We start from the raw sequence: 25,085 nt of genomic DNA, 5'->3' as shown, positions 1-25,085 counted from the left end.
GTGGACCCGGTGGGGGGAGACCCCTCGAGAGACACGACCGCAGACCGCGCCTACCGCCTCGGTGTGCTGCTCGGCGACGGCATCGGGCCGGAGATCGTGCCCGCGGCCGTCCGCGTCGTCGACGCCGCTCTCGCTGCCTCCGGCGCCGCCCCCGTCGACTGGCAGGAGCTGCCCGTCGGCGCCGCGGCCATCGACGAGCACGGCAGCGCGCTCCCGCCGGCCACCCTCGAGGCGCTCGCCGGGCTCGACGGCTGGCTGCTCGGGCCGCACGACAGCGCCGCCTACCCCGAGCCGCACCGGTCGCGGCTGAACCCGAGCGGCGCCCTGCGCAAGCACTTCGACCTGTACGCCAACGTCCGCCCGGCCCGCGGCTTCGGCACCGGGAGGGCCATCGCCCCGGACACCGATCTGGTGATGGTCCGGGAGAACACCGAGGGCTTCTACGCCGACCGCAACACCTTCGCCGGCACCGGTGAGTACATGCCGACGCCGGACGTCGCGGTCTGCATGGGGATCTTCACCCGGCCCGCGGTGGAGCGGACCGCCCGGATCGCGTTCGAGCTGGCGATGCGGCGGCGGCAGAGGCTGACCATCGTGCACAAGGCCAACGTGCTGCAGCTGAGCTCCGGGTTGTTCAAGAAGGTGTGCCTGGAGGTCGCCCGGGACTACCCCGACGTGGCGGTGGACGACTTCCACATCGACGCCATGACCGTGCACCTGCTGCGCCGGGCGGCGGACTTCGACGTCCTCGTCGCCGAGAACATGTTCGGCGACATCCTCAGCGACATGACCGGTGAGCTGGCCGGCTCGCTGGGCATCGCGCCGTCGATCAACGCCTCCGACGACCGCTGCATGGCCCAGGCGGCGCACGGCTCGGCGCCGGACATCGCAGGACGGGGACTGGCCAACCCGATCGCCATGATCCTGTCCTCGGGGATGCTGTTGGACTGGCTCGGCACCCGGCACGGGGACGAGCGGCTGCGAGATGCCGCAGCGCGGGTGGAGTCCGGTGTGCGGGCAGCGGTGCTGGCGGGGGTGAGCACCCGCGACCTCGGCGGCAGCGCCTCGACCGATGGGTTCACCGACGCCGTGGTCGGGCGGATCGCCGCAGCCTAGGCGGCCGGCCCGCCGTCCACGGCCAGGCGGCGGGCCGCGACGCCCACCACGGCGAGGGCGGCCGCCGTGGCCCAGAGCACCCCGGCCGCCCCGACCCCGGCGGCCACGAGCCCGACCGTGCTGGGGATGAGCACCTGGCCCAGTCGGTTGCCGGTGAGCCGGAGCGACATCGCCCGGCTCCGCAGCCCGGCCGGGGCCACCTCGGCCAGCCAGGACATGGTGAGCGGCTGCCCGACGCCCAGCCCGAGACCGAGCAGGACCACCACGGCCGCGAGACCGGCCGGTGGCAGCGGAGCCGCGACGACCGCCATCGACAGCGCCGAGAGCGCCACGCTGGTGATCATCAGCCGGCGCCGGCCGACCCGGGCCACCAGCTTGCCGAGGAAGAAGCGCGAGACCATCGACGCGACCGCCCGCAGGGTCAGCAGGAGGCCGACGAAGCCGGCGGCCAGGCCGCGGTCGGCGCCGAGGGCCGGCAGGTAGACCAGCGTGATGTCGACGGCGGCCAGCACCACGCAGCTGATCAGCAGCGCCCGTACCAGCCCGGGCAGGCGGAGCAGGGTGCCCATGCCGCCGGCCTCCGCCGCGCCGCCACCGGGCGCGCGGACCGGCAGTCGCAGGGTGGCCGTGCAGAGCAGCAGGGCGACGCCCAGGCCGGTCGCCGTCCAGAAGATCGGGGTGGTGTCGGGGAGAGCACCCCGCCCGCCGATGAGCGTGATGAGGCCCGGGCCGACGGCCTGCCCGAGCGAGGCGGCGAACGTGTAGTAGCCGAAGGCGGTGTCGAAGCGGCCGGGGCCGGCCGTGTTGGCGACGGCGGCCTGCTGGCCCACGACCGACAGCAGGTGCCCGGTGCCGAGCACCACGCTGCCCAGCACCAGCCCGGCGGCGCCACCCCGGCCGGTGGCGAAGACGAGGCCCGACAGCGCCAGGAGCACGGCCCCGACCAGCATCACCCGGCGTTCGCCGAACCGGTCGGTGGCCTGACCCGAGGGGACCGCCAGCACCAGCGGGACGACCGCGAAGGAGGCGGTGAGCGCGCCGAGCCAGGCGGGCGGCACGTCGAGCTCCAGAGCCCGGTACGCCGACGTGGGGCGCAGCACGAAGGTGACGACCTGGGTGAGCGCGGAGTGCAGCAGCAGCAGGCCGAGCATCCGCCGCCCGGGCGAGGTCACGCCGGCGTGCCGGGTCCGGCGAGCCGGTCGAGCGAGCGGGCGCCCGAGCTGGTCTCGACGTGGCGGAGCGCGAGATCGGCGGCGGCGTCGGCGTCGCCGCCGCGAACGGCCTCGTACAGCAGCCGGTGCTCGGTGGCCCGCGCCTCGCGCTCCTCGCCGCTGCGCCCGGTCTCGAGCCCGTGCCGCCGGTAGCGGTCGGTCTTCATCCAGAGGCCGTCGAGCGTCTGCACCAGCAGGGCGTTGTGCGAGGCGCGGTGGATGGCGGCGTGGAAGCGGTGGTGGCGCTCCAGCTGGGGGGCCGAGGGGGAGCTGTCCAGCGACTCGAGCCCGTCGAGGGCCGCGGCGATCGCGGTGAGGTCGTCGTCGGTCCGGCGCCGGGCGGCCAGCGAGGCGGCCAGCGGGTCGAGGGTTCGCCGCAGCTCCAGCAGGTCGCGGGCCTCGGCGGCGTCCAGGGCGCGCACGCGGGCATCGCGGTGGGCGTCGAGATCGACCAGGCCCTCCTGCTTCAGCCGGCGCAGCGCCTCGCGCAGCGGAGTGGTGCTCATGCCGATCGTGCGGGCCAGGGAGGCCTGCGCCAGCACCTGTCCCGGGGCCAGCTCGCCGGAGAGGATCAGCCCCCGGAGCCGCGTGTAGGCGAGGTCGCTCTTCGTCGCGTACCCGGTGTCGTCCATCAACCTCCCTTGCTCCGCTATAGGTTATAACGGCACTTCGAGGACGAGCGCCGCCGCACCGAGGGAAGCGAGCCACCCATGACCATCGCCACGACCGACGTCTCCGACGCCCACCCGGAGGCGCAGGTCTGCGACCCGGTCTTCCAGATCTTCGGGGGCTCGCCGGGCTTCAGCGGGCGCATCGCCACGGTCAAGGTGTTCGAGGACAACACCCTGGTCAAGGCGGCGGTCGAGAGCCCCGGGGAGGGGCGGGTGCTCGTGGTCGACGGCGGTGGATCGCTGCGGTGCGGGCTGGTCGGCGGGAACCTCGCCGTCTCCGCCGCCACCAACGGCTGGGCCGGGATCGTGGTGAACGGCTGCATCCGGGACGCCGACGAGCTGGCCGAGCAGCCTCTCGGGGTGCGCGCACTGGCGGCCATGCCGCGGAAGAGCAGGCGCGGGCTGCACTCCGGTCAGGCCGGCATCCCGGTCGTCTTCGCCGGAGTGGTGTTCCGCGAGGGGGAGTGGCTCTGCGCCGACCGGGACGGGATCGTCGTGCTCCCGACCGAGCCGACGGCGCCCTGAGCCCCGCGCTCAGTCGTTCGTCGGGCGTGCCTCGGGGATGTCCGGCGAGAGCTCGTCGTCGTGCGGCGGCTGCTTCCACTCGACCAGGAGCAGCGAGGCGTCGTCGCTGGTGCGTCCCTGCCGGGCGTCCATGAGCGCGTGGGAGAGGCGGCGGATCGTCTCCGGCGCCCGCAGCCCCTCGGCGGTACTCTGCTCGATCAGCTCGCGCAGCCGGTGCTCGCCGAACTGCTCGCCGCCGTCGAGGCGTTCCTCCACCACGCCGTCGGTGAAGAACAGCACCCGGTCGCCGGGCTCCAGTTGCACCTTCTCCACCTGCGGCTCGCCCTCGATGAGCCCGAGCGGGCGGGTGGTCGGTCCCGGGAGCTCGTCGACCACCCGGCAGTCGCGCACGAGGAGCGCGGCAGGGTGGCCGGCGTTGACATAGGTCAGGACGCCGCTGCGCGTGTCGAGCTCCCCGAGGTGAGCGGTGGCGAACTTCCCGGGGTAGGACCCGGCGACGACGCGGTCCATGTCCGAGCACAGCCGGGCCAGGTCGGCGCCGGCGCGGCGGCCGTGGCGATAGGCGGCGATGACCACCGTCGACATGGTCGCGGCCTCCAGCCCGTGCCCCATGGCGTCGAACACCGCGAGGTGGAGGGTGTGGTCGCCGTAGGCGTAGTCGAAGCAGTCGCCCCCGACCTCGTACGCGGGCTCGAGGATGCCGGCGAGGTCGAGCTCGGGCGTCTTCATCGAGAGCGGGGGGAGCGTCTGCCACTGCAGCTCGGCGGCGAGGCTCATCGGTCGCGTCGTACGGGTCTGGGCGAACGTGTCCGTGTACTCGCTCTTGGTCACGACCAGGTCGGCGACGAGCCCGGCCAGCCGCTGGGCGAGGCGCCGGTCGTGCTCGTTGACCTCTTCCAGGGTGAACGACAGGACGCCGACCCGGTCGGAGCCGTCGAGCATCGGCAGGTGCAGTCGCACGCCGTCGGCGGTCTCCGTCTCGACCGGTTGCTCGGTGGCGAACGCCCGTCCGGTGTCGCTGCCGTCGATGGGCAGCACCTCTGCCTGCAGGCCCCGGCCGCGCAGGGGCTGGAGGGTGCGCTGGTCGTAGTCCTGCAGGTGGATGGCCACGTCGCGGCAGCCCAGCCCGGCCAGTTCCTGGGCCACCAGGGGGCCGACCAGCCGGGGCGGGATCAGGTGCGCGCGATCCAGCAGTGAGCCGAGCACGCGCTCGCCGAGGCTCTCCTCGCGCAGCGCCGAGTCGTCCCGGTCGCGGAAGCCGATCGTGGGCCCCTGCTCCTCGGCGCGCTCGGTGTCCTGGGTCTCGTCGGGCACCTGGGGTGGATGCACGACGCGGCACGGGGCGAAACGTGGTGTGCGTCCCGCGGCACCGGGGCAGGTGGCGCGCTATGCCCGGCGGAGCAGCCGGGCCAGGCGGTGGGTGCGGCCGGCGACGAGCTGGGCCGGGGGAGCCGGCGTGGCCGGTCCGGGGGCTGCGGCCAGGGCGGCGTGCCGCTGGTGCAGCCGGGCGCGGACGTCGTCGGCGGAGTACGCCCGGCGCTGCCGCTCGTTGCGCACCAGGACGGCGCCGGTCGCGGCGACTCCGGCGAGACCGGCCAGGCCGAGCAGCTTCCAGGGGCGCACATCCGTACGGTAGCGCCGTGCCGACCCTGACCCTGGACGAGGCGGTCGACCTCACCCGCACCGGCGACGTCTGGATCTTCCGCGGCGCCTCGGTGGCCGACCGTGCCATCCAGACGCTGACCAACGCGCCGGTGAACCACGTCGGCATGGCCGTCGTCCTCGAGGACCTGCCGCCCCTGCTGTGGCACGCCGAGCTCGGTCGCTCGCTGCCCGACGCCTGGACCGGGAAGCACCAGCGCGGGGTGCAGCTGCACGACCTGTGCGACGCCGTCCTCACCTGGCGGCGGAAGTACGGGCAGCGGGCGTGGCTGCGGCAGCTGGTCGGCCCGTCCGACGACGGCGGCGTCACCCCGGCCATGGAGGACGCCGTCCTGCGCACCATCGCCCGGATGGACGGCCGGCCGTTCCCCACCACCCCGCGGTTGGCCCGCGGCTGGATCAACGGCCGGCTCCGCCGGGGGACGAGCACCGAGGCGGTCTACTGCGCCGAGCTGGTCGCGGCGACCTACACCGCGATGGGCCTGCTGACCGCCGACCGCCCGGGCAACTGGTACGACCCCGGCAGCTTCTGGTCCGGCGACGAGCTCGACCTGCAGCTCGGTGCGCAGCTGGGGCCGGAGATCCCGGTGGAGGTCCCCGCGGCCTGACCGCGCGGGTGGTCAGCCGACGCGGGCCGCGGCCCGGCCGAGGTGCACCACCGTGTCGCCCGGGCGCTCCACGTCGTCGTCGTGGGTCACGCAGACGACCAGCCGGCCGGCGAGCGCCGTGCGGAGGTCGCGCACCAGCGCCGCGGCGGTGGGGCCGTCGAGGTGGGCCGTCGGCTCGTCGAGCAGGACGACGTCGCGGTCGGCGAGCAGCGCTCGCGCGGCGGCCAGCCGGCGTCGCTCGCCACCGGAGAGCGCGGTGCCGCCGGCGCCGACCGGGGTGTCCAGCCCGTCGGGAAGGGCGGTCAGCAGACCGTCGAGCCCGGCGGCGGCGAGCGCCTCGCGCATCCGCGCCTCGCCGTCGGTGCCGGACAGCGATCCCCGGGGCGCGGCCAGCGCGAGGTTGGCGCGGATGGTCGAGGCGAAGACGTGCGCCTCCTGCGGCAGCCACGCCATGCGGGCACGGACGTCGTCGCCCCGCAGCCGGTCGGCCGGCCGGTCGTCGAGGGTGTAGCGGCCGGCCCGCGGGCGCAGGGCGGCCATGAGCACCGCCAGGAAGGTCGACTTCCCGGTGCCCGAGGGTCCCCGGAGCACCAGCCAGCCGTCGCCGGCGGTCAGCGCGGCGTCGACCCGCTGCAGCACGTCCGGGCCGCCCGGCCAGCCGGCCACCAGCCGCTCGGTGCTCAGCGAGCCGACGGTGGCCGGCGCGGGCAGCGGCTCGGCCGGGTCGGCGGCGACGGGCGCGTCGATGACGGCGTCCAGCCGCTGCCGCGCGTCGGCGAGGGCACCGCGCCGCTGCAGCCCGCTGACCAGCCCGGCCAGTGGCTCGGCCAGGGCCAGGGGGGTGAGGGCGAGGACGGCCAGCGCGGGCCCGGCCAGCCCGCCGGCCGCGGCGACCGCGGTGCCCGACACGGCGGCGAGTCCCGTGCCCAGCACGACCACCCCGGTCCCGAGCGCCGCGGCGCGGGTGCCGGTCCGGGCGGCGGCTGCCTGGCGGTCGGCCAGGGTGTCGAGATCGGCCGCGGCGTGGGCCGCGAGCCCGTGGGCGCGGAGGTCGGCCAGCCCGTCGAGGACCGTGGTCGTGTCGCGCAGCGCGGTCACCCGCAGCGTGCTCTCGGCGCGGGCGGCACCGGCGTCGACGCGGCGGTGGGCGAGCACCACCAGGGCCACGGTCGCGGCGAGCACGGCCGCGACGACGGCGCCGGCGCCGAGGTCGACCACCGCCAGGCCCGCGACGGCGAGCCCGGTGACCACGCCGGCGACGGCGATGGGAGGACGGACCCGGACCGTGAGGTCCTGCACCCTCCCGACGTCGCCGACCACCCGGGCCAGCGCGGAGCCGGGGGTGCGGTCGGCGGCCAGCCCCTGGGCGGCCAGCGCCCGCCACACGCGCACGCGCAGGTCCGCGGCCTGGCGCAGCGCCGCGTCGTGGGAGGTCATCCGCTCGAGCCAGCGCAGCAGCGCCCGGCCGAGGCCGAAGAAGCGCACGCCGACGATCGCGACCATCAGCGTGAGCACGGGGGGCATCTCGGCGGCGCGCACGATCAGCCAGCCCGAGACGGCGGTGAGCGCGACTCCCGCCCCGGAGGAGAGGGCGCCGGCCGCGACGGCCCGGACCATCGCACCGCGGGGAGGCGCTCCCGCGGCAGGACCGTCGGCGGTGGGCGCGTTCATCGCGAGGAGGGACGACGGAGCCGGCGGCTGCAGGCCGGCGGACGGCGCCTCGACGGACGGCGCCGGGGGGAGGTCCACGGTCCGGTCGGCGAGCACGGCCAGCGCCGGGTCGTGCGTGACCAGCACCGTCGTCACCGTGCCGCGCAGGCCGGCGAGGACGGCGACCACGCGGTCGCGGGCGTCCTCGTCGAGGTGGGCGGTGGGCTCGTCGAGCAACAGGAGCCGGGCGCCCCGGCGGACGCGGACCAGCGCTCGCGCGAGGGCCACCCGCTGCAGCTCCCCGGGGGAGAGGGACTCCGGTGCCCGCCCGGCGAGGTCCTCGACGCCGACCCGGGCCAGCGCCTCGATCACGAACGCCTCGCCGGCGATCTCGTCGAGACCCGGCTCCGAGGCGGCGTGGCGGCGCAGCTCGTCGGCGACGGTGGCCCCGGTGGTGCGCGGGAACTGCGGGACGACGGCGAGCGGTCCCACCCCGGAGACGCGTCCGCCCACGACGGCCGTCGGACCGGTCAGGCCGGCGAGGGCGGCCAGCAGCGTCGACTTGCCCGACCCGCTGGGTCCGCGCAGCACGAGCAGCTCGCCCGGGCGGACGGCGAGGTCGGTGGGCGGCAGCGCGGCAGTGGCGCGGCCCGGATGGACGACGGTCAGGCCGGTGACGGCGACGTCGGCACCCCGCGGGTCGTCCGGGACGGCGGCCGCGGGCGGGGTGGCTACCGGTGCGGCGAGCACGGCGCGGGCCTTGGCGGCCGCGAGGGCGGCATCCTCCGAGGCGTGGTGGGCCGATCCCAGCGCGCGCAGCGGGGCGAACGCCTCGGGCGCCAGCAGCAGCGCGGTCAGCCCGAGGGAGAGCGCCAGGTGCCCCTCGACCAGCCGGATGCCGACGGTGACCGCCACCAGTGCCACCGACAGGGTGGCGATCAGCTCGAGCACCAGCGCGGAGAGGAAGGCGACCCGGAGGGTGGCCAGCGTGCGCGTCCGGTGCGCCTCGCCGAGCGATGCGAGCGCGGCGGTCTGCTCGGCGGCCCGGCCGAGGCCCACGAGCACGGGGAGGCCGCGGACCAGCTCGGCGACGTGCCCGGCGATCCGGTCCAGGGCTCGTGCCGAGTCCGCCGTCGCCGACTGCGTGTGCCTGCCGACCAGCACCATGAAGACCGGTACCAGCGGCAGCGTCACCGCGACCAGGACGGCCGACAGCAGGTCGGTGGCAGCGAGGACGAGCAGCAGCACCGGCGGGACGACGATCGTCTGCGCGAGCGCCGGGAGGTAGGTGGCCAGCGCGGGGCCGAGGTCGTGCAGCCGGGTGGTGGCGAGCACCGCGGCCGGGCCGGGTCCGCCGGCCGCGGTCACCGCGGCGGGGGAGGCGGCCAGCCGCTCGAGCAGGTCGCGACGCAGCCGGTCCTCCGCACGCCGCGCGTCCCGTGCGGCCAGGGACTCGCCGACGGTCCCCGCGACGGCCCGCAGGACCGCGCCCGCGGCGGCCAGCGCGAGAGGCACGGAGAGCGGTCCCGCGGCGGTGCCCGCCGCACGCGCGACCGCGTGCGCCAGACCGCCGGCCAGGAGCACCAGGCCGGCGGTCTGGACGAGCGCGGCGGCCGCGGCCCGCACGAGCGCGCCGGTCAGGCCGGGAACCCCCGCCAGCGCACCCAGCGGACCGCGACCGGCCGCCGTCGGACCGGTCATGCGTGCGCGGCCTCGGCGCGCTCCTCGTGGACGGGCTCGGCGGTCAGCCGCTTCCGGAAGACCCAGTACGTCCATGCCTGGTATCCCAGCACGACCGGCAGACCCACTCCGGCGGCCCAGGTCATGACCGTCAACGTGTAGTCGCTGACCGACGCGTCGGCGATGGTCAGGTCGAAGGCCGGGTCGACCGTCGAGGGGACGACCACGGGGTAGGCGGCGCCGAAGATCGTCGCGGCGGCGGCGACCAGCATCGCGCCCCAGGCGGCGAACGCCTGACCCTCGCGGCCCACCCGGATCCGCGCCCACGCCACGACCACCGAGAGCGCCGCGACCAGCCAGAGCACCGCGGTCACCGGCGTGCCGTACCGCAGATGGGTGACGCCGGCCCACAGCAGCAGGGGCAGCGCGGCCACCGGCGACCAGCGGACGGCGAAGGCCCGTGCCCGCTCGCGCACGTCGCCGTCGACCTTCAGGGAGAGGAACAGCGCGCCGTGCACGAGCGAGAAGGCGAGCACCGCGACCGCGCCGAGCAGCGCCGGCCAGCCGAGCCCGGAGAACGCCCCACCGACCCGGTTGCCGTCGCCGTCGATCGGCAGGCCGAGCGTGGTGGCCCCGAGCGCGGCACCGACGCCCATGGAGGCGATGAGCGAACCGGCCACGATCACCCGCGTCCACGTCGCGTCCCACTGCTCGGTGTGGTGCGAGTGCCGCCACTCGAAGGCGACGGCCCGGATGATCAGGCCGAAGAGCACGAGCACGAAGGGCAGGTAGAGGGCGGGCAGCCAGCTGGCGTACCAGCCGGGGAAGGCGGCGAACACCGCGCCGGCGGCGGTGATCAGCCACACCTCGTTGCCGTCCCACAGCGGGCCGATGCTGCGCAGCATCAGGTGCCGGTCGGCGGTGCGCCGGCCGAGCACGGGGATGAGGGCGGCGACACCGAAGTCGAAGCCCTCCAGCAGGAGGAAGCCGATCCAGAGGACGGCGACGGCGGCGAACCACAGGGTCTGCAGATCCATGGCGAGAGCTCCGGTCTCAGTACGCGAAGGAGAGGACGTCGTCGGCCTGGTCGCGGCCGGCGGGGAGGTCGTCGTCCGGACCACCCTCGGGCGGAGAGCCGGGCACCGGTGCGCCGTCGCCGCTGGTCACGCCCCGGCGGACGAAGCGGCCGATCAGCCACAGCTCGACCACGGCCAGTGCGCCGTAGACCACGGTCAGCCCGATGAGCGAGGTCCAGACCTCGGCGGCGGTGACGCCGGGCGAGACCGCCTGGGCGGTGAAGAAGTACACCTGGTCGGCCACCGGCACGTCGGGGTTGGGGTAGACGACGAAGGGCTGGCGGCCCATCTCCGTGAAGATCCAGCCCGAGGCGTTCGCGACGAAGGGGGCTCCCACCGCGAGCAGCGAGCCGTAGACGCCGATCCGCGAGGTGGGGATGCGGCCCTTGCGGGTGGACCAGAGGGCGTAGGCGGCGACGGCGGCCGAGACCGCTCCCATGCCGATCATCAGCCGGAAGTTCCAGTAGGTGACGGCGAGCAGCGGCGTGTAGTCGACGGGCTCGCCGGCCTTGTCGCCGAACGAGGGGTCGTCGGGGTAGGTCGCGCCGTAGACCTCGGCGTAGCGCTCCTGCAGCTCGTTGACGCCGGGCACCGCGCTGCTGAAGTCGCCGTTGGCGAGGTAGGAGAGCAGGTAGGGCACGGTGATCGAGTGCACGTCGTCGCACTCGTTGGACCCGAACTTGCCGAAGGCGAAGACCGAGAAGGACGCCGGCGCCTCGGTCTCGCAGAGCGCCTCGGCCGAGCTCATCTTCAGCGGCTGCTGCTCGTACATCAGCTTGGCCTGGACGTCACCGGTGACGGCCACCAGCAGGAACGCGGCCAGCGACACCCATCCGCCCAGCCGGACCGAGCGGCGCCACACGCGGTGATCGACGTCGGTCGTCGGCTGGTCGGCGAGCTTCCGCTTGCGCAGGTGCCAGAGACCGATGCCCACCAGCAGGGCCCCGGCGACCATGAGCGCGCCCACGATCGTGTGGCTGAAGGCGGCGAGCGCGGTGTTGTTGGTCAGGACGGCGAAGAAGTCGACCTGCAGCGGCCGGCCGGTCGCGTCGTCGGTGACGACGCCGACCGGGTGCTGCATCCAGGAGTTCGCGGCGATGATGAAGTACGCGCTCACCACCGAGCCGATGACCGCCGCCCACAGGGTGGCGAGGTGGACCTTCTTCGGGATGCGGCCCCAGCCGAAGATCCACAGACCCAGGAACGTGGACTCGAGGAAGAACGCGAGCAGCGCCTCCAGCGCCAGCAGCGAGCCGAACACGTCACCGACGAAGCGGGAGTACTCGCTCCAGGCGAGGCCGAACTGGAACTCCTGGACCAGGCCGGTGGCCACGCCGAGCACGAAGTTGATCAGGTAGACGCGGCCCCAGAACCGGGTCATCCGCAGCCACTCGGGCTTGTCGGTGCGCACCCACATCGTGTGCATGACGGCCACGAGCACCCCCAGCCCGAGGGTCAGGGGCACCATCAGGAAGTGGTACACGGTGGTGATCCCGAACTGCCACCGGGCGATGTCCAGCACGTCCACGGGCCGGCTCCTTCTCGTGTCGAGGGCGACCGTCGTACGATCGACACGTTCTTTCTACGCCGCGTAGAAGATAGAGTTCTACAGGCCGTAGAAGAGTGTCGTGTGATCCGTGGAACAGGAGGACCCGTGGCGTCGCTGGGGGAGCTGGAGCGGGCCGTCATGGAGCGGCTGTGGGCCGCCGACGGGCCGGTGGCCGCGACCCGGCTGCGGGACGAGCTGGCCGACCGCGGGGTCGCCCTGACGACCGTGCACACGGTGCTGACCCGGCTGGAGCAGAAGGGCTTCGTGCGGCACGACGACTCCCGCCCGCGAGGCTTCTCAGCCCGCGCCAGCCGTGAGGACCACGCCGCCGACCTGATGCACGAGGTCCTCGGTCAGGCCGCCGACCGGCAGGCCGTGCTGGCCCGGTTCGTCGGCAGCGTGAACGAGGACGAGGCCCGGCTGCTGCGCGAGCTGCTCGGTCGCTGAGCCGGCCACCCGACCCGCCCCCGATGCTGCCCGCCACCGCGGTCGCCCTCGCCGTCCTGGCCGCGCTGCTGGCGTGGCCGGTGCCGGCGGCGCTCGCGCGGGCGCACTGGCCGGTACGCGACCCGCTGGTCGCGCTCGTCTGCTGGCAGGCGGTCGGCCTCGCAGGGGGCCTGTCGATGATCGGGGCCCTGCTGGTGCACGGGCTCGCCCCCTGGGGGCATTCGCTGCCGGAGGCCTGGTGGTCGTGGGTGCGTGGCATGCCGGCCGCCGACCCGGTCCGCGGGGACCACTGGGTCACGATGACCCTGGCGGCGGTGCTGGCCGTCGAGCTGGTCGGTGTCCTGCTGCTCTCCTGGGTCCGGGTCGGCCGGACGCGCCGCCGGCATCGCGAGCTGCTGGAACTGGTCGTCGAGCCCGGGCCGCACGCCGACGCGCGCCTGCTCGACCACCCCGCGCCGGTCGCCTTCTGCATCCCGGGAGCCAGGCCGCTGCTGGTGTTGTCGTCCGGGATGGTGGCCGAGCTCGACGAGGAGCAGCTGGCCGCGGTGGTGGCGCACGAGCGGGCGCACCTCGCCGAGCACCACCACCTGCTCCTGCTGCCGTTCGTGGCCTGGAAGTCGGCGCTGCCGGTGCTGCCCGCGGCCGAGCGTGCGCACTGCTCGGTCCGCGAGCTGGTCGAGATGCGCGCCGACGACGTCGCGCTGGGATCGCTGCCCGGAGCGACGCCGCGGCGCACGCTGGCCGAGGCGATCGTCGCGGCGGCCGGTGGCTCCGGGGGAGTGCCCTCGGGGGCCCTCGCCGTCTCCGGTGCCGGGGTGCGGGCGCGGGTGGTGCGGCTGCTGGAGCCCGCCGACCCGCTGCCGCCGGCGGCTCGCTGGTCGGCACTGGTCGCCGCGGTCCTGCTGCTGCTCCTGCCGACAGCGCTGCTGCTGCTACCGGCCCTCTGACGGAGCCACCACCGGCGCGAGCAGCGCGTAAGCGGCGGCGAGTCCTCCGGTGAGCAGTGCCGCCCGCCGGTACCGGGGCAGCGCCAGCACGGGCAGCATGCTGGCGGCGTGCAGCGCGTCGACGGCGGCGGCGACGCGGACCACCGACGCCTCGGGCGCGACGAGGGTCATCCCGTGCTGCGCGACCAGGCGGACCCCGAGCACCCGGGCGAGCCAGAGACGTTCCCGCGGGAACCGGGGTGCCACCGCGGCGGCGACGGGGCCGGGCATCGTCAGGAGTGCGGCACCGGCCAGGACACCCGCGCTCGCCAGCGCACGGGTCAGGTCCCGCCGCGCGTCGTCGTCGTCCATCCGGTTCCTCCTCGGCCGCTGTCTCCAGCATGCTCCGCCTCTGAGTGCAGTCGCACGCAGAGGCGCAGCATCAGGAGGGGGTGCGGTCAGCGGCCGGGAGCGGCGTCCCGGTTCTCCGCGAGCGGTGCGAAGCCGCGCAGCCGCAGGCTGTTGGTCACCACGAACACCGAGCTGAAGGCCATCGCCGCTCCGGCGATCATCGGGTCGAGCAGACCGGCGACGGCCAGCGGGATCGCCGCGACGTTGTACGCGAAGGCCCAGAACAGGTTGCCCTTGATGACCGCGAGCGTCCGGCGGGAGAGGCGGATCGCATCGGCGGCCGCGCGCAGGTCGCCGCGCACCAGGGTCAGGTCGCTCGCCTGGATGGCGACGTCGGTGCCGGTGCCCATCGCCAGGCCGAGGTCGGCCTGGGCGAGCGCAGGGGCATCGTTGACGCCGTCGCCGACCATGGCGACGACGCGGCCCTCGCTCTGCAGCCGGCGGACGACGTCCACCTTGCCCTGCGGCAGCACCTCGGCGACCACCTCGTCGATGCCCACCTGGGCGGCGACCGCCTTCGCGGCGCGGGCGTTGTCGCCGGTGAGCAGGACGGGGGTGAGCCCCAGCGCGCGCAGCTGTCGGACGGCGGCAGGTGAGGTCTCCTCGACCGCGTCGGCGACGACGAGCACGCCGCGTGCGGCGCCGTCCCAGCCGACGGCGATCACGGTCCGCCCGGCCTGCTCCGCCTCGTCGACGGCCCGGCCCAGCGGCTCGGGCAGGGGCAGCGACCGGTCGGCCAGCAGGCGCGGGCGGCCGACCACGACCGGGGAACCCTCCACGACGCCGTGCACGCCCAGGCCCTCGACGTTGGTGAACCCCTCGACCGCGGGCAACCGGCCGCGCTCGGCGGCGGCGTCCGCCACCGCCCGCGCGATCGGGTGCTCCGACGCCGCCTCCAGGGCGCCGGCCAGCCGGAGCAGCCGGCCGGCGTCCTCGCCCTCGGCCGGGACGACGTCGAGCAGGGTCATGTGCCCGGTGGTGACCGTGCCGGTCTTGTCCAGCACGACGGTGTCGACCCGGCGGGTGCTCTCCAGCACCTCGGGGCCCTTGATGAGGATGCCCAGCTGTGCGCCCCGGCCGGTGCCGACCATCAGTGCGGTCGGCGTGGCCAGCCCGAGGGCGCAGGGGCAGGCGATGATCAGCACCGCGACCGCGGCGGTGAACGCGGCCGGCAGGCCGGCCCCGGCGCCGACCCAGAACCCGAGCGTGGCTGCGGCGAGGGCCAGCACCACCGGGACGAAGACGGCGGACACGCGGTCGGCCAGTCGCTGGACGTCGGCCTTGCCGTTCTGCGCGTCCTCGACCAGCCGGGCCATCTGCGCCAGCTGGGTGTCCGACCCGATCCGGGTGGCCCGGACGACCAGCCGGCCGCCGGCGTTGACGGTCCCCCCGGTGACGGCGTCGCCCGGCCGGACCTCCACCGGGACCGACTCGCCGGTGAGCATCGAGGCGTCCACGGCCGAGGTGCCCTCGGTGACCTCGCCGTCGGCGGCGACCTTCTCCCCGGGTCGGACGACGAAGAGGTCGCCCACGGCGAGCTGCTCCACCGGGACGCGGGCCTCGACCCCGCCGCGCAGCACGGACACGTCCTTGGCGCCGAGCTCCAGCAGTGCGCGCAGGGCGGCACCGGAGCGCCGCTTGGCGCGGGCCTCGGCGTAGCGGCCGGCCAGCAGGAAGGTGGTGACCCCGGCGGCCGCCTCGAGGTAGATGTTCCCGGCACCGTCGGACCGGGCGACGGCGAGCTCGAAGGCGTGGGTCATCCCCGGTTCGCCGGCGGTGCCCCAGAAGAGGGCGTACAGCGACCAGCCGAACGCGGCGAGGGTGCCGAGGGAGACCAGGGTGTCCATGGTCGCGGCGCCGTGCCGGAGGTTGGTCCAGGCGGCGCGGTGGAAGGGTGCACCGCCCCAGACGACGACCGGCGCCGCCAGGGTCAGCGAGAGCCACTGCCAGTACTGGAACTGCAGCGCGGGGACCATCGCCATGGCGACCACCGGGACGCTGAGCGCGGCGGAGACCAGCAGCCGGCTGCGCAGGCGGAGGACCTGGTCCTCCTCACCCCTCGCCGGCTCGGGGTGGGCCTCCGGACGGGGCCGAGGAACGGTGGCCGTGTAGCCGGTCTTCTCGACGGTGGCGATCAGGTCGTCGGTGGTGACGTCGCCCGCGACGCTCACCCTCGCCTTCTCGGTCGCGTAGTTGACCGTGGCGGTGACGCCGTCGAGCTTGTTGAGCTTCTTCTCGACCCGGGCCGCGCACGAGGCGCAGGTCATCCCGCCGATGATCAGCTCGACGTCGGTGGTGGTCATGACCGGTGCTCCTCGTGACCCTCGACGGTGATCGCCGACGAGGGCGGAGCGACGCGGGACGCGACCTCGGTGCTCGAGCTGGTCACGGCTCCGGCCTCAGCGGCCGCTCACCTCGTACCCGGCCTCCTCGACGGCGGCGCGCACGGCGCCCTCGTCGACCGGCTGCTCGCTGGTGACGGTCAGGCCGCCGGTCGCCAGGTCGACGTCGACGGCGGTCACCCCCGGTACCTGGGAGACCTCCTCGGTCACGGCGGTGACGCAGTGGCCGCACGTCATCCCGGTCACGGCGTAGCTGGCGGTGCTGCTCACGGTGGTTCCTCTCGGGGTGGGGGAGCGGTCAGGAGCGGACGAGACGGGCGATGGCCTCGGTGGCCTCGCGCACCTTCTCCTCGGCCTCGCGGCCGCCGGCCTTGGCGGCGTCGACGACGCAGTGGCCGAGGTGCTCCTCGAGCAGACCGAGGGACACCGCCTGGAGCGCCTTCGTCATGGCCGACACCTGGGTGAGGATGTCGATGCAGTACTTCTCGTCCTCGACCATCCGCTGAAGGCCGCGGGCCTGGCCCTCGATGCGGCGCAGCCGCTTGAGGTAGTCGTCCTTGCGGTGGATGTAGCCGTGCGCGTGATCGTGGTCGGCGCAGCCGCTCTCGGTCGTCTCCACGTGGTCCCCTCCCGACGGCGCCGCAGGGCCACGGCGTCGCATCGAACCATACCCCCCTAGGGTTCTCTACGTCCACCCTCGTGACGGTCCAGGTCGGCCCGTGCCGCGGCGAGCTCGTCCTGCAGGCCCACGATCACCTCGGCGGAGGCGAGCGGGTGCCCGTCGTCGAGGAGCACGCGGACCCGTGCGGCGAGGGTCAGCTGCTGTCGCGAGTAGCGGCGGTGGCCGCCGCGGGACCGGTGCGGGGAGAGGACGCCGGAGCTGTCCAGGCTGCGCAGGAACGCCGCCTGGACACCGAGGAGCTCCGCGGCCTGGCTCATCGTCAGCGAGGGGTAGTCCGGGTCGTCCAGCCGGCGCAGCGCGTCGGCGCCCGGGTCGTCGTCGTCCATCGCCGTGCTCCCGTCGTCGGTGCCCTGTTCGTGGAAGAGCAGGGGCCGGACCCGTACGGGCCCGGCCCCTGCGGTGCCGATCCGGTCGACGGTCAGCTCTCGACCGCCGCCTGCTCGCCCTCGATCGTGCGGGCCTCCACGGCAGCCGGCGCGTCCGCGCGGGTCACCGTGATCTTGCGGGCCCGCGCCTTCTCGGCGACCGGGATGCTCACGGTCAGCACGCCGTCGTGGTAGCTGGCCTCCAGTCGGTCGGTGTCCAGGCTGCGGCCCAGGACCAGCTGACGGGTGTAGCTGCCGTAGGGACGCTCGGCCGCGACCCACTCGGCGTTCTCCAGCTGCGGCACCGAGCGCTCGGCGCTGATCGTCAGCGTGGTGCCCTCGACCGACAGGTCGATCGACCCCGGGTCGACGCCGGGGAGGTCGAAGTGGGCGACGAAGTTGTCGCCGACCTTGTAGGCGTCCATCGGCATGCCCGACAGCGGGCGCGCGGTGGTGGACCCGCTGCGGCCAGTGAGCTGGTCCAGCGCGCGGAAGGCGGCGGACGTGGCGGCGAACGGGTCGTAAGCGGTCAGCATCATGGCTGGTACCTCCTCAGACGGTGGATCCGGTGTTCGCTGCCCGAGGTGAGAACCTCTAGTGGCGACTGGAGATTACCTCGGTTGCGCACCCAGGTAAACGTCTGTCTGGGCGATATGTTCCCGGTGGTCGACGCGAGCCACCGCCTGGCCCGTGCGTGAACCGGCCGGTCGCGGGGCAGTGGCACAGCGTGGAGGAGACGACCGGCGGCACGCCGCCGAACACGCCCGTCGGGGACGCCCCCGAGCCCACCGTGACCGCGGCCGTGGACGGGGAGACCGCCCGGCTCACGGTCAGCGGCGAGCTGACCGATGCTGCCCGCCGTCCTCTGGTGCGCACCCTCACCGACCTGCTCCTGGCCGAGTCCGGCCTGCACCGGGTCGAGCTGCACCTGCGCGACGTCGGCTTCATGAACTCCGCGGGCCTGGCCGTCCTGGTGCAGCTGCAGAAGATGGCCGCGCCCCGCAGCATCGAGATGGTGCTGGTCGAGCCGACGTCCCCGGTCACCCGCCCGCTGCAGCTGACCGGGCTGTGGCACCGCTTCACCGTGGTCGAGGCCGACGCCTCCTGACCCGGTGTCGGGGGCGGCCGCCGGGCCACCCGGCTCCTAGCCTGACCGGGTGTCGTCCCACGCCCACAGCCACGGTCCCGACCCGGACGCCCCGCCGCCGACCGAGGAGGCCCTCGGCCGTCGCCGCCGCGCGGTGTGGCTGATGCTCCTGCTGCTGGTCCCCGTCGGCCTCGCGACGGTCGTCGGGCTCCTGGTGCTGTGGCCCTCCGGTGAGCCCACCCGCGCCGAGCAGGTCGCCGCCACCTACCTGCCGCCGGGGACCACCTACCCCGACGGCCGGGTGGTCTCGGTCGAGAGCTACGACTGCGGTGATCCCGACGGCCGGCCGGCCGACTGCGCCCGCGCCGTCGTCGAGATCCTCGACGGTGAGGGGAAGGGCGACTACCAGCAGATCGACCTGCAGTCCGACGTCGTGGCCAGCGGGGTGGAGGAGGGGGACACCCTCGTCCTCACCCGGGACGCCGGCGCCGAGGGCGGGCCGTCCTACCAGTTCTTCGACTACCAGCGCGACGCGCCGGTGATCACCCTCGCCGTCGCGTTCGCGGTCGTGGTGGCGGTCGTCGCCCGGTGGCGGGGAGTGGCCTCGCTGGTCGGCCTCGCCTTCGCCTTCCTGGTCCTCCTGCAGTTCGTGATCCCCGGGCTGCTGGCCGACGACTCGCCCGCGCTGGTCAGCCTCGTGGGCTCCGCGGCGATCATGTTCGTCGTCCTCTACCTGGCCCACGGGTTCTCGGCGCGGACGACGACCGCCCTGGTGGGCACCCTGTTCGGCCTCTCGCTGGTCGCCGTCCTCGGCTCCGTCGCCGTCGCCACGGCCCGGCTCACCGGGCTCACCAGCGAGGAGACGACGACGCTCAACAACTTCGACCCGACGCTGAACTTCTCCGGGCTGGTGCTCGCCGGCATCGTGGTCGCCGGCCTCGGTGTGCTCAACGACGTGACCATCACCCAGGCATCGGCGATCTGGCAGCTGCACGAGGTGGACCCGGCCATGTCGTGGAAGGAGCTGTTCACCCGCGGGATGGCCGTCGGGCGCGACCACATCGCCTCGACGGTCTACACGATCGTCTTCGCCTACGCGGGTGCCGCGCTGCCGCTGCTGCTGCTCTTCGAGCTCTACGACCAGCCGTTCTGGACCGTGCTGACCAGCTCCGCGGTCGCCGAGGAGGTCATCCGCACCCTCGTCGGCGCGATCGCGCTGGTGCTCGCCGTGCCCGTGACCACCGCCGCCGGCGCGTTCTTCGCCAAGGCCGCCGACACCGAGGCCGGCGCCGCCACCGAGCGGCGGGTGACCGCCCTGCGGGCCCGGTTCGCCCGGTGAGCGAAGCTGTGCGCGTGAGTACCGAACTCCTTGCCGCTGCCCGGGCCGCCGAGGGCTTCATGCCCGACGACGAGGGCACCGCCCTGTACGAGGCCGCGCGCGCCGTCACGGTGCCCGGCCCGCTGCTCGAGGTCGGCAGCTGGATGGGGAGGTCCGCGCTCTACCTCGCCGCCGCCGCGCGGGAGACCGGCCGGCAGGTCGTCACCGTCGACCACCACCGTGGCTCGGAGGAGCACCAGCCGGGCTGGGAGTACCACGACCCGACGCTGGTCGACCCCGCCGTCGGGCGGATCGACACCCTGCCGCGCTTCCGCCGGACCATCGCCGAGGCCGGTGCGGAGGACGTCGTCATCGCCGTCGTCACCCGCTCGGAGATCCTGGCCCCGCTGTGGACCTCCCCGCTGGCGCTGCTCTTCCTCGACGGCAGCCACACCGAGGAGTCCGCCCGCCGCGACCAGGACGCGTGGGTCGCCAAGCTCTCCGTCGGCGGGACGCTGGCCATCCACGACGTCTTCCCCGACCCCGCCGACGGCGGCCAGGCGCCCTACGGGGTCTACACGCGGGTCGTGGCCTCCGGCGACTTCGAGGAACTGCCGGGCACCGGGTCGCTCCGACTGCTCCGTCGCGTCCGGGACTGACCCGTCCGGCTGCGGCACGATGGTGCGCGTGCCCGTCCGCGTCTGCCTGCTCGGCCCGGTCGCCGTCCTCGACGAGGACGGCCGTGCCGTCGACGCCGGCGGCCCGCGGGCCCGGGCACTGCTCGCGCGCCTGGCCCTGGAACCGGGACGGGTCGTCGGTCTGGACGCGCTGGTCGACGCGGTCTGGGACGGAGACCCTCCGGCCGCGCCCGGCAACGCGGTCCAGGCCCTCGTCTCCCGGCTGCGCCGCGCCCTCCCCGCGCTCTCCCTGCTTGCGCAGGCGCACGGCTACCTCGTGGACCTGCCGGCGGAGGCGGTCGACGTCGCGCGGTTCGAGGCGCTGGTCACCCGCGCCCGCGGCGAACGGGAGCCGGAGCGGGTCGTGGCCCTGCTCACCGAGGCCGAGCAGCTGTGGCGTGGGCCCGCGCTGGGCGACCTGCGCGACCTGGCCTTCACCGCGGCCCCCGCCGCCCGCTGGGACGAGCTCCGCCTGGCCGCCGCCGAGCAGCGGCTGGAGGCGCAGCTCGCCCTGGGTGACGCGGCTGCGGTCTCGGCCGAGATCGAGGAGCTCGCCGCGGCCCACCCGACGCGCGAGACGACCGTCGTCCTCCACGTGCGCACCCTGGCCGCGCTCGGTCGGCCGGCGCAGGCGCTCGCGGTCTACGAGCGCTGCCGCGCCCTGCTGGCCGACGAGCTGGGCGCCGACCCCTCGCCGGAGCTGCGGGCCGCGCACCTGGCCGTCCTCCGCGGCGAACAGGACGCCCCGCGCGACGAGCGGATGGCCCCGCGGCGCGGCAACGTGCTGCGCACCCCGCTCACCAGCTTCCGGGGGCGGGACGACGAGCTGGCCCTGCTCACCGAGCGGCTGGACTCCGGTCGCCTGGTCACCCTGCTGGGGCCGGGCGGTGCGGGGAAGACCCGGCTCGCTCTCGAGGCCGCACACCGGCGGCGCGCCGATCCCGTCGACGGTGTGTGGTGGGTGGAGCTGGCCCCGGTCGCCGATGCCCGCCTGGTCCCGACCGCCGTCCTGGCAGCGGTCGGGCAGCGGGAGAGCACCTCCGTGGAGCGGGTGCCCACCGTGGTGGAGGCCAGCGACCGGTTGCAGGAGGTCTTCGCCGACCGGCAGGCGCTCCTGGTGCTCGACAACTGCGAGCACCTGGTGGCCGCCGTCGCCCAGCTGACCGACGAGCTGCTGGCGCACTGCCCCCGGCTGCGGGTGCTCACCACGAGCCGGGAGCCGCTCGGGGTACCGGGGGAGTCGCTCCTGCCGGTGGGGCCGCTGGAGGTCCCCGGTCCCGACGACCCGGACGCGGAGCGGGCGCCCGTGGTGCGCCTGTTCGCCGACCGTGCCGTGGCGGTCCGGCCCGACTTCACGGTGTCCGCGGTGACGCTGCCGGCGGTCCTGGACATCTGCCGCCGGTTGGACGGCATGCCGCTCGCCCTGGAGCTCGCCGCCGCCCGGCTGCGCACCCTGGGCGTCGCGCAGATCGCCGCGCGCCTGGACGACCGGTTCGAGCTGCTCACCGGCGGGAGCCGGGTGGCGCTGCCGCGGCACCAGACGCTGCGCGCCGTCGTCGAGTGGAGCTGGGACGCCCTCGACGAGCGGGAGCGGGTGCTGGCCCGACGGCTCTCGGTGTTCGCCGGCGGCGCCACCCTCGATGCGGTGGAGGAGGTGTGCGCGGAGCCGGGGTGGTCACCCGCGGCGGTGCTCGACGCGATCAGCGGGCTGGTGGAGAAGTCGCTGCTGGTCGCCGTCGAGGACGCCGACGGCGCGGTCCGCTACCGGATGCTCGAGACCATCCGGGCCTACGGGGCCGAGCAGCTCGACGAAGCCGCGGAACGGGCCCGGGTGGAGGAGGCGCAGGTCGGTTGGTGCCTGCGCCTGGTCGACGCCCTCGACCCCCTGCTGCGCGGTCCGGACCAGCTGGTCGCGCTGCGGCGCCTGCACGCCGAGCACGACGGTCTGCTCGCCGTGCTGCAGCGGGCGGTCACCGTCGGGGACGAGGCGACCGCTGTCCACCCGGGCGCGCGGCTGAGCTGGTTCTGGATGCTGAGCGGACGCCAGGTGGCCGGGTTCCGCCGGCTCGGCCAGGTGATCGACCTGCCGGGTGGGCCCAGCCCGCAGCGCACGGTGTGCGCGGTCTTCGCCGCCGTGGGCCAGGCCGAGGGCGGGGACTGGGACGCGATGCTGCCCCGACTCCGCGAGATCACCGAGCTGCCGGCCGAGGTGACCTGGGCGTCGACGGAACCGCTGGCCGCCCTCGGCTGGGGCATCGCCACCGTCTTCGCCGGCGGGTTCCGGTCCCTGGATGCCCTCTCCGCGCTGGACGACCACGAGGACCCGTGGGTGATCGCCGCCGCGCGGGGCGTCCGCACCCAGGTCGCGGAGAACGTCGGTGAGCTGGACGGTCTGGAGGCCGAGCTCGGCGAGGCCCATGCGCAGTTCCGGCGGCTCGGCGACCGCTGGGGTCGCGCGTTCGCCGCCGGGGCGCTGGCCCAGGTGCACGCCACGGACGAAGAGCTGGAGCGCGCCATCGCCTGCTACACCGAGGCGATCGAGCTCTCCGAGGAACTGGGCACCGTCGACGACACGCTGTCGATGCGCATCCGCCGCTCGCTGGTGCGGGCCGCGCTCGGCGACGTCGACGCCGCCCGGGCCGAGGCCGAGGACGTGCGCCGCGCGGTGGAGTCCGACGGCGGCCTGCAGCTCGCCTTCGCCGAAGCCGCTCTCGGCGGCCTCGCGCTGCTCGACGGGCGGGTCGAGGAGGCCGAGCGGCGACAGCGCCAGGCGGTGGCCCGGATCGCTGCGACGACCGGTGGTCCGCCGCAGATCGGTGCCATGGCCCACGCCGGGCTCGGGGTCGTGCTGGCCGCCCGGGCCGAACGCGATCCCGGGTCCGGGGACACCGCTCGCGAGGCGGCGGCGGAGCTGGCCACCGCGCTGGACCTGGCGGTCCGGCACGCGGCCGACATGCCGGTCGCCGCGGTCGTCGTCCAGGGCCTGGCCGCCCTGGCGCTGGCCGCCGGTGACCCCCGGCGAGCGGCCACGCTGCTGGGTATGGCCACCGTCGTCCGCGGACGGCGCGACCGCGGTGAACTGATCGGGCGGATGGTCGACCAGCGCGTGCGCCGGCTGCTCGGGGAGGAGGAGACCGAGCGGCTGCACGCCGCCGGCGCGACGCCGTCCCGGGCCGAGGTGTTCGCCGAGCTGGGGGTGGAGTGGACCGGTGAGTGGCCGGCCGCCGCTCAGACCCGGCGGCGGTAGGCGCGCATCGCCAGGGGCACGAACACCGCCAGCAGGAGAGCAGCCCACCCGGCGGTCCAGGCCAGGGGTCCGGCCACCGGCCCACCGAGCATCAGCCCGCGCACGGTGTCGATGAGGTGGGTGACCGGGTTGTTCCGGGTGAACGCATGCAGCCAGCCCGGCAGCGTCCCCGCCTGCACCAGGGCGGTGCTGCCGAAGGTCAGCGGGAACATGGCCAGGAAGCCGACACCCTGCACCGCCCCGGCCGAGCGCACGGTCAGCCCGACCCAGACGAACAGCCAGGACAGGCACATCGCGAACGCGATGCCGACCAGCACGGCCAGCAGCGCGGCGGGCAGTCCCTGCGCCGTCCGGAAGCCCAGGGCGGTGGTGAACGCCAGCAGCACCACGATCGAGGTGACGTACCGGACGACGTCGGCGAGCACCGCGCCGACCAGCGGTGCGGAACGGGCGATCGGCAGGCTGCGGAACCGGTCGAAGACACCCTTGGTGATGTCGTTGTTCAGGGCCACTCCGATGCCGCCGGCGGCGAACATCAGGGTCTGCACCAGGATCCCGGGCACCAGGTAGGTGAGGTAGTCGCGCCAGTCGCCGGCGATGGCGCCGCCGAAGACGAAGAGGAACAGCACGGTGAAGACGATCGGCTGCAGGCTGACGTCCATCAGCGCCTCGGGCTGGTGCCGGATCTTCACGACGTTCCGCCAGGCCAGGGTGAGCGCCTGCTGCAGCGCCGACGCGCGGTTCCGGGGGGTCGCCGGTCGGGCGGCCGGGGCGGCCGCGGGGGCGGTGAGGGTGGTCATGCGGGGATCTCCTGGTTCTCGGTGGCGGCGTCCTCTGCCGCGTGACCGGTGAGGGCGAAGAAGACGTCGTCCAGGCTGGGCAGCCGGACGGCGAGCTCGGAGACGGCGATCCCTCCGGCGGCGAGCCTGTCGAACACCGCACCGAGCGCCGCTTCACCGGGCACCGGCACCGAGCTGGTGCCGCGTGCGTCGGTGGTGGGGGTGAGGCCGGTGACCTGCTCGAGCACCTGCAGCACCCGCGGCTGGTCGGCGCGGTCGCGCGGACGCACGGTGAGGGTCTGGGCGCCCGTGCGGTGCTTGAGCTCGTCGCTCGTGCCCTGGGCCACCACGCGCCCGGAGTCGAAGACGACGATGTCGTCGGCCAGCTCGTCGGCCTCCTCCAGGTACTGGGTGGTGAGCAGCACGGTCGTGCCGTCGTCGACCAGTCCGCGCACGGTGTCCCAGACCTCGTTGCGGCTGCGCGGGTCCAGGCCGGTGGTGGGCTCGTCCAGGAAGAGGACCCGGGGACGGCTGACCAGGCTGGCGGCGAGGTCCAGCCGGCGCCGCATCCCGCCGGAGTAGGTCTTCGCCGAGCGGCCGGCTGCGTCCGTGAGGCTGAACCGACCGAGCAGCTCGAGGGCACGTGCGTGCGCCTCGGCCCGGGAGAGCCCGAGCAGCCGGCCGATCATCCCAGGTTCTGCCGGCCGGTGAGGTCCTCGTCGACCGAGGCGTACTGGCCGGTCAGCCCGATGAGCTCCCGGACGCGGTGGGGCTCGGTCGCGACGTCGTGGCCGCAGACGCGGGCGGAGCCGGCGTCGGCGCGCAGCAGCGTGGCCAGTACCCGGACGGCGGTGGTCTTGCCCGCCCCGTTGGGTCCGAGGACGCCGAGGACGGTTCCCTCGGGCGCGGCGAGATCCACCCCGGCGAGCGCCCTGGTGCTGCCGTAGCTGAGTTCGAGGCCGGTCGCCTCGATGGTGTTCCCCATGGCTTCTCCTGCGGGTCGGGATGCGTCGGGGAGACGGTGACCGCGCTCGCTGACGAGCGGCCGACGCGGCG

25 protein-coding genes are annotated in these 25,085 nt (G+C 74.9%); 9 read left to right on the top strand and 16 right to left on the bottom strand.

The genetic code is table 11. The features are described 5' to 3' along the window. Positions 1-9: 9 nt before the first annotated feature. Positions 10-1,116 carry an isocitrate/isopropylmalate dehydrogenase family protein gene (locus DQ237_RS03155; protein WP_113797487.1) on the top strand — a complete coding sequence of 369 codons (1,107 nt, stop codon included), beginning with the start codon at positions 10-12 and terminating at the stop codon, positions 1,114-1,116. Here the strand turns inward: DQ237_RS03155 and DQ237_RS03150 are convergent. Both DQ237_RS03150 and DQ237_RS03145 read right to left on the bottom strand, forming a co-directional pair. Further along, positions 1,113-2,288: an MFS transporter gene (locus tag DQ237_RS03150; protein ID WP_240619363.1), complete on the bottom strand. Its 1,176-nt coding sequence runs from the start codon at positions 2,286-2,288 to the stop codon at positions 1,113-1,115. The genes DQ237_RS03155 and DQ237_RS03150 overlap by 4 nt on opposite strands. After that, complete coding sequence (locus DQ237_RS03145) at positions 2,285-2,959, bottom strand: GntR family transcriptional regulator (protein ID WP_113796950.1); 675 nt, start codon at positions 2,957-2,959, stop codon at positions 2,285-2,287. Before DQ237_RS03145 ends, DQ237_RS03150 begins: the two co-directional genes overlap by 4 nt. Before the next feature lie 78 nt (positions 2,960-3,037). On the opposite strand from DQ237_RS03145, the gene rraA reads away from it, so the two are divergent. Beyond that, positions 3,038-3,523 carry a ribonuclease E activity regulator RraA gene (rraA, locus tag DQ237_RS03140; RefSeq protein ID WP_113796948.1) on the top strand — a complete coding sequence of 162 codons (486 nt, stop codon included), beginning with the start codon at positions 3,038-3,040 and terminating at the stop codon, positions 3,521-3,523. A gap of 9 nt (positions 3,524-3,532) precedes the next feature. Here rraA and DQ237_RS03135 read toward each other — a convergent pair whose 3' ends face one another. Continuing rightward, positions 3,533-4,837 carry a PP2C family protein-serine/threonine phosphatase gene (locus DQ237_RS03135; RefSeq protein ID WP_205730043.1) on the bottom strand — a complete coding sequence of 435 codons (1,305 nt, stop codon included), beginning with the start codon at positions 4,835-4,837 and terminating at the stop codon, positions 3,533-3,535. A 72-nt stretch (positions 4,838-4,909) separates the two neighbouring features. After that, positions 4,910-5,146: a hypothetical protein gene (locus DQ237_RS03130; protein ID WP_113796946.1), complete on the bottom strand. Its 237-nt coding sequence runs from the start codon at positions 5,144-5,146 to the stop codon at positions 4,910-4,912. A 17-nt stretch (positions 5,147-5,163) separates the two neighbouring features. On the opposite strand from DQ237_RS03130, the gene DQ237_RS03125 reads away from it, so the two are divergent. Then, complete coding sequence (locus tag DQ237_RS03125; RefSeq protein WP_113796944.1) at positions 5,164-5,793, top strand: hypothetical protein; 630 nt, start codon at positions 5,164-5,166, stop codon at positions 5,791-5,793. Positions 5,794-5,805: 12 nt separating this feature from the next. Here the strand turns inward: DQ237_RS03125 and cydC are convergent, their stop codons facing one another. Genes cydC through DQ237_RS03110 form a run of 3 tightly spaced genes read right to left on the bottom strand, consistent with a single transcriptional unit; the run spans position 5,806 to position 11,727 of the window. Continuing rightward, positions 5,806-9,144 carry a thiol reductant ABC exporter subunit CydC gene (cydC, locus tag DQ237_RS03120; protein ID WP_113796942.1) on the bottom strand — a complete coding sequence of 1,113 codons (3,339 nt, stop codon included), beginning with the start codon at positions 9,142-9,144 and terminating at the stop codon, positions 5,806-5,808. Next, entirely contained in the window at positions 9,141-10,160 is a 1,020-nt protein-coding gene (cydB, locus tag DQ237_RS03115) for a cytochrome d ubiquinol oxidase subunit II (protein WP_113796940.1), read from the bottom strand. The genes cydC and cydB overlap by 4 nt, the downstream gene beginning before the upstream one ends. Positions 10,161-10,176: 16 nt before the next feature. Next, the gene (locus DQ237_RS03110; protein ID WP_113796938.1) at positions 10,177-11,727 is read right to left on the bottom strand and encodes a cytochrome ubiquinol oxidase subunit I; all 1,551 of its coding nucleotides are present in this window, start codon (positions 11,725-11,727) and stop codon (positions 10,177-10,179) included. A gap of 126 nt (positions 11,728-11,853) precedes the next feature. Between DQ237_RS03110 and DQ237_RS03105 the strand changes: the two genes are divergently transcribed. Together DQ237_RS03105 and DQ237_RS03100 are read left to right on the top strand one after the other, a co-directional pair. Then, positions 11,854-12,195, top strand: coding sequence for a BlaI/MecI/CopY family transcriptional regulator (locus DQ237_RS03105; RefSeq protein ID WP_113796936.1), 342 nt, complete (start codon positions 11,854-11,856; stop codon positions 12,193-12,195). Positions 12,196-12,218: 23 nt separating this feature from the next. After that, positions 12,219-13,142 (top strand): M56 family metallopeptidase, encoded by a 924-nt coding sequence (locus tag DQ237_RS03100; protein ID WP_113796934.1) that lies wholly within the window; start codon positions 12,219-12,221, stop codon positions 13,140-13,142. On the opposite strand, the gene DQ237_RS03095 is transcribed toward DQ237_RS03100, so the two are convergent. The 6 genes from DQ237_RS03095 to DQ237_RS03070 form a co-directional block, all read right to left on the bottom strand. Further along, positions 13,128-13,493: a hypothetical protein gene (locus DQ237_RS03095; protein ID WP_113796932.1), complete on the bottom strand. Its 366-nt coding sequence runs from the start codon at positions 13,491-13,493 to the stop codon at positions 13,128-13,130. The two genes, DQ237_RS03100 and DQ237_RS03095, sit on opposite strands and share 15 nt — an antisense overlap. Before the next feature lie 86 nt (positions 13,494-13,579). Next, positions 13,580-15,835: a cation-translocating P-type ATPase gene (locus DQ237_RS03090; protein ID WP_113796930.1), complete on the bottom strand. Its 2,256-nt coding sequence runs from the start codon at positions 15,833-15,835 to the stop codon at positions 13,580-13,582. Between the two features lie 96 nt (positions 15,836-15,931). Beyond that, on the bottom strand, positions 15,932-16,144 hold the full coding sequence (locus DQ237_RS03085) for a heavy-metal-associated domain-containing protein (RefSeq protein WP_240619362.1): 213 nt from the start codon (positions 16,142-16,144) through the stop codon (positions 15,932-15,934). A 28-nt stretch (positions 16,145-16,172) separates the two neighbouring features. Beyond that, positions 16,173-16,442, bottom strand: a complete 270-nt coding sequence (locus tag DQ237_RS03080; RefSeq protein ID WP_205730066.1) for a metal-sensitive transcriptional regulator — start codon at positions 16,440-16,442, stop codon at positions 16,173-16,175. Between the two features lie 107 nt (positions 16,443-16,549). Next, positions 16,550-16,882, bottom strand: a complete 333-nt coding sequence (locus DQ237_RS03075; protein WP_113796926.1) for a MerR family transcriptional regulator — start codon at positions 16,880-16,882, stop codon at positions 16,550-16,552. A gap of 92 nt (positions 16,883-16,974) precedes the next feature. Further along, a complete protein-coding gene (locus tag DQ237_RS03070; RefSeq protein ID WP_113796924.1) occupies positions 16,975-17,460 on the bottom strand; it encodes an Hsp20/alpha crystallin family protein in 486 nt (161 codons plus the stop codon). Positions 17,461-17,615: 155 nt separating this feature from the next. Between DQ237_RS03070 and DQ237_RS03065 the strand changes: the two genes are divergently transcribed. Genes DQ237_RS03065 through DQ237_RS03050 form a run of 4 tightly spaced genes read left to right on the top strand, consistent with a single transcriptional unit; the run spans position 17,616 to position 23,250 of the window. Next, positions 17,616-18,029, top strand: a complete 414-nt coding sequence (locus DQ237_RS03065; RefSeq protein ID WP_240619361.1) for an STAS domain-containing protein — start codon at positions 17,616-17,618, stop codon at positions 18,027-18,029. 49 nt (positions 18,030-18,078) lie between these two features. After that, positions 18,079-19,347 (top strand): YibE/F family protein, encoded by a 1,269-nt coding sequence (locus DQ237_RS03060; RefSeq protein ID WP_113796922.1) that lies wholly within the window; start codon positions 18,079-18,081, stop codon positions 19,345-19,347. A 14-nt stretch (positions 19,348-19,361) separates the two neighbouring features. Continuing rightward, positions 19,362-19,985: a class I SAM-dependent methyltransferase gene (locus tag DQ237_RS03055; protein WP_113797477.1), complete on the top strand. Its 624-nt coding sequence runs from the start codon at positions 19,362-19,364 to the stop codon at positions 19,983-19,985. Positions 19,986-20,013: 28 nt separating this feature from the next. Next, positions 20,014-23,250: a BTAD domain-containing putative transcriptional regulator gene (locus DQ237_RS03050; RefSeq protein ID WP_166509461.1), complete on the top strand. Its 3,237-nt coding sequence runs from the start codon at positions 20,014-20,016 to the stop codon at positions 23,248-23,250. On the opposite strand, the gene DQ237_RS03045 is transcribed toward DQ237_RS03050, so the two are convergent. From DQ237_RS03045 to DQ237_RS20575, 3 genes are read right to left on the bottom strand one after another with little or no spacing between them, the layout of a single operon-like run. Beyond that, a complete protein-coding gene (locus tag DQ237_RS03045) occupies positions 23,232-24,050 on the bottom strand; it encodes an ABC transporter permease (protein ID WP_113796918.1) in 819 nt (272 codons plus the stop codon). The two genes, DQ237_RS03050 and DQ237_RS03045, sit on opposite strands and share 19 nt — an antisense overlap. Next, positions 24,047-24,826, bottom strand: coding sequence for an ATP-binding cassette domain-containing protein (locus DQ237_RS03040; RefSeq protein ID WP_369832191.1), 780 nt, complete (start codon positions 24,824-24,826; stop codon positions 24,047-24,049). The genes DQ237_RS03045 and DQ237_RS03040 overlap by 4 nt, the downstream gene beginning before the upstream one ends. Further along, positions 24,715-25,014 carry an ATP-binding cassette domain-containing protein gene (locus DQ237_RS20575; protein WP_369832184.1) on the bottom strand — a complete coding sequence of 100 codons (300 nt, stop codon included), beginning with the start codon at positions 25,012-25,014 and terminating at the stop codon, positions 24,715-24,717. The genes DQ237_RS03040 and DQ237_RS20575 overlap by 112 nt, the downstream gene beginning before the upstream one ends. Positions 25,015-25,085: the final 71 nt, after the last annotated feature.

Origin of the sequence: Blastococcus sp. TF02-8, from assembly GCF_003319175.1 — a bacterium.
GTDB lineage: Bacteria > Actinomycetota > Actinomycetes > Mycobacteriales > Geodermatophilaceae > Blastococcus.
The sequence above is the reverse complement of the archived record's forward strand: the minus strand, read 5'-3'. Positions and strand labels throughout refer to the sequence as shown.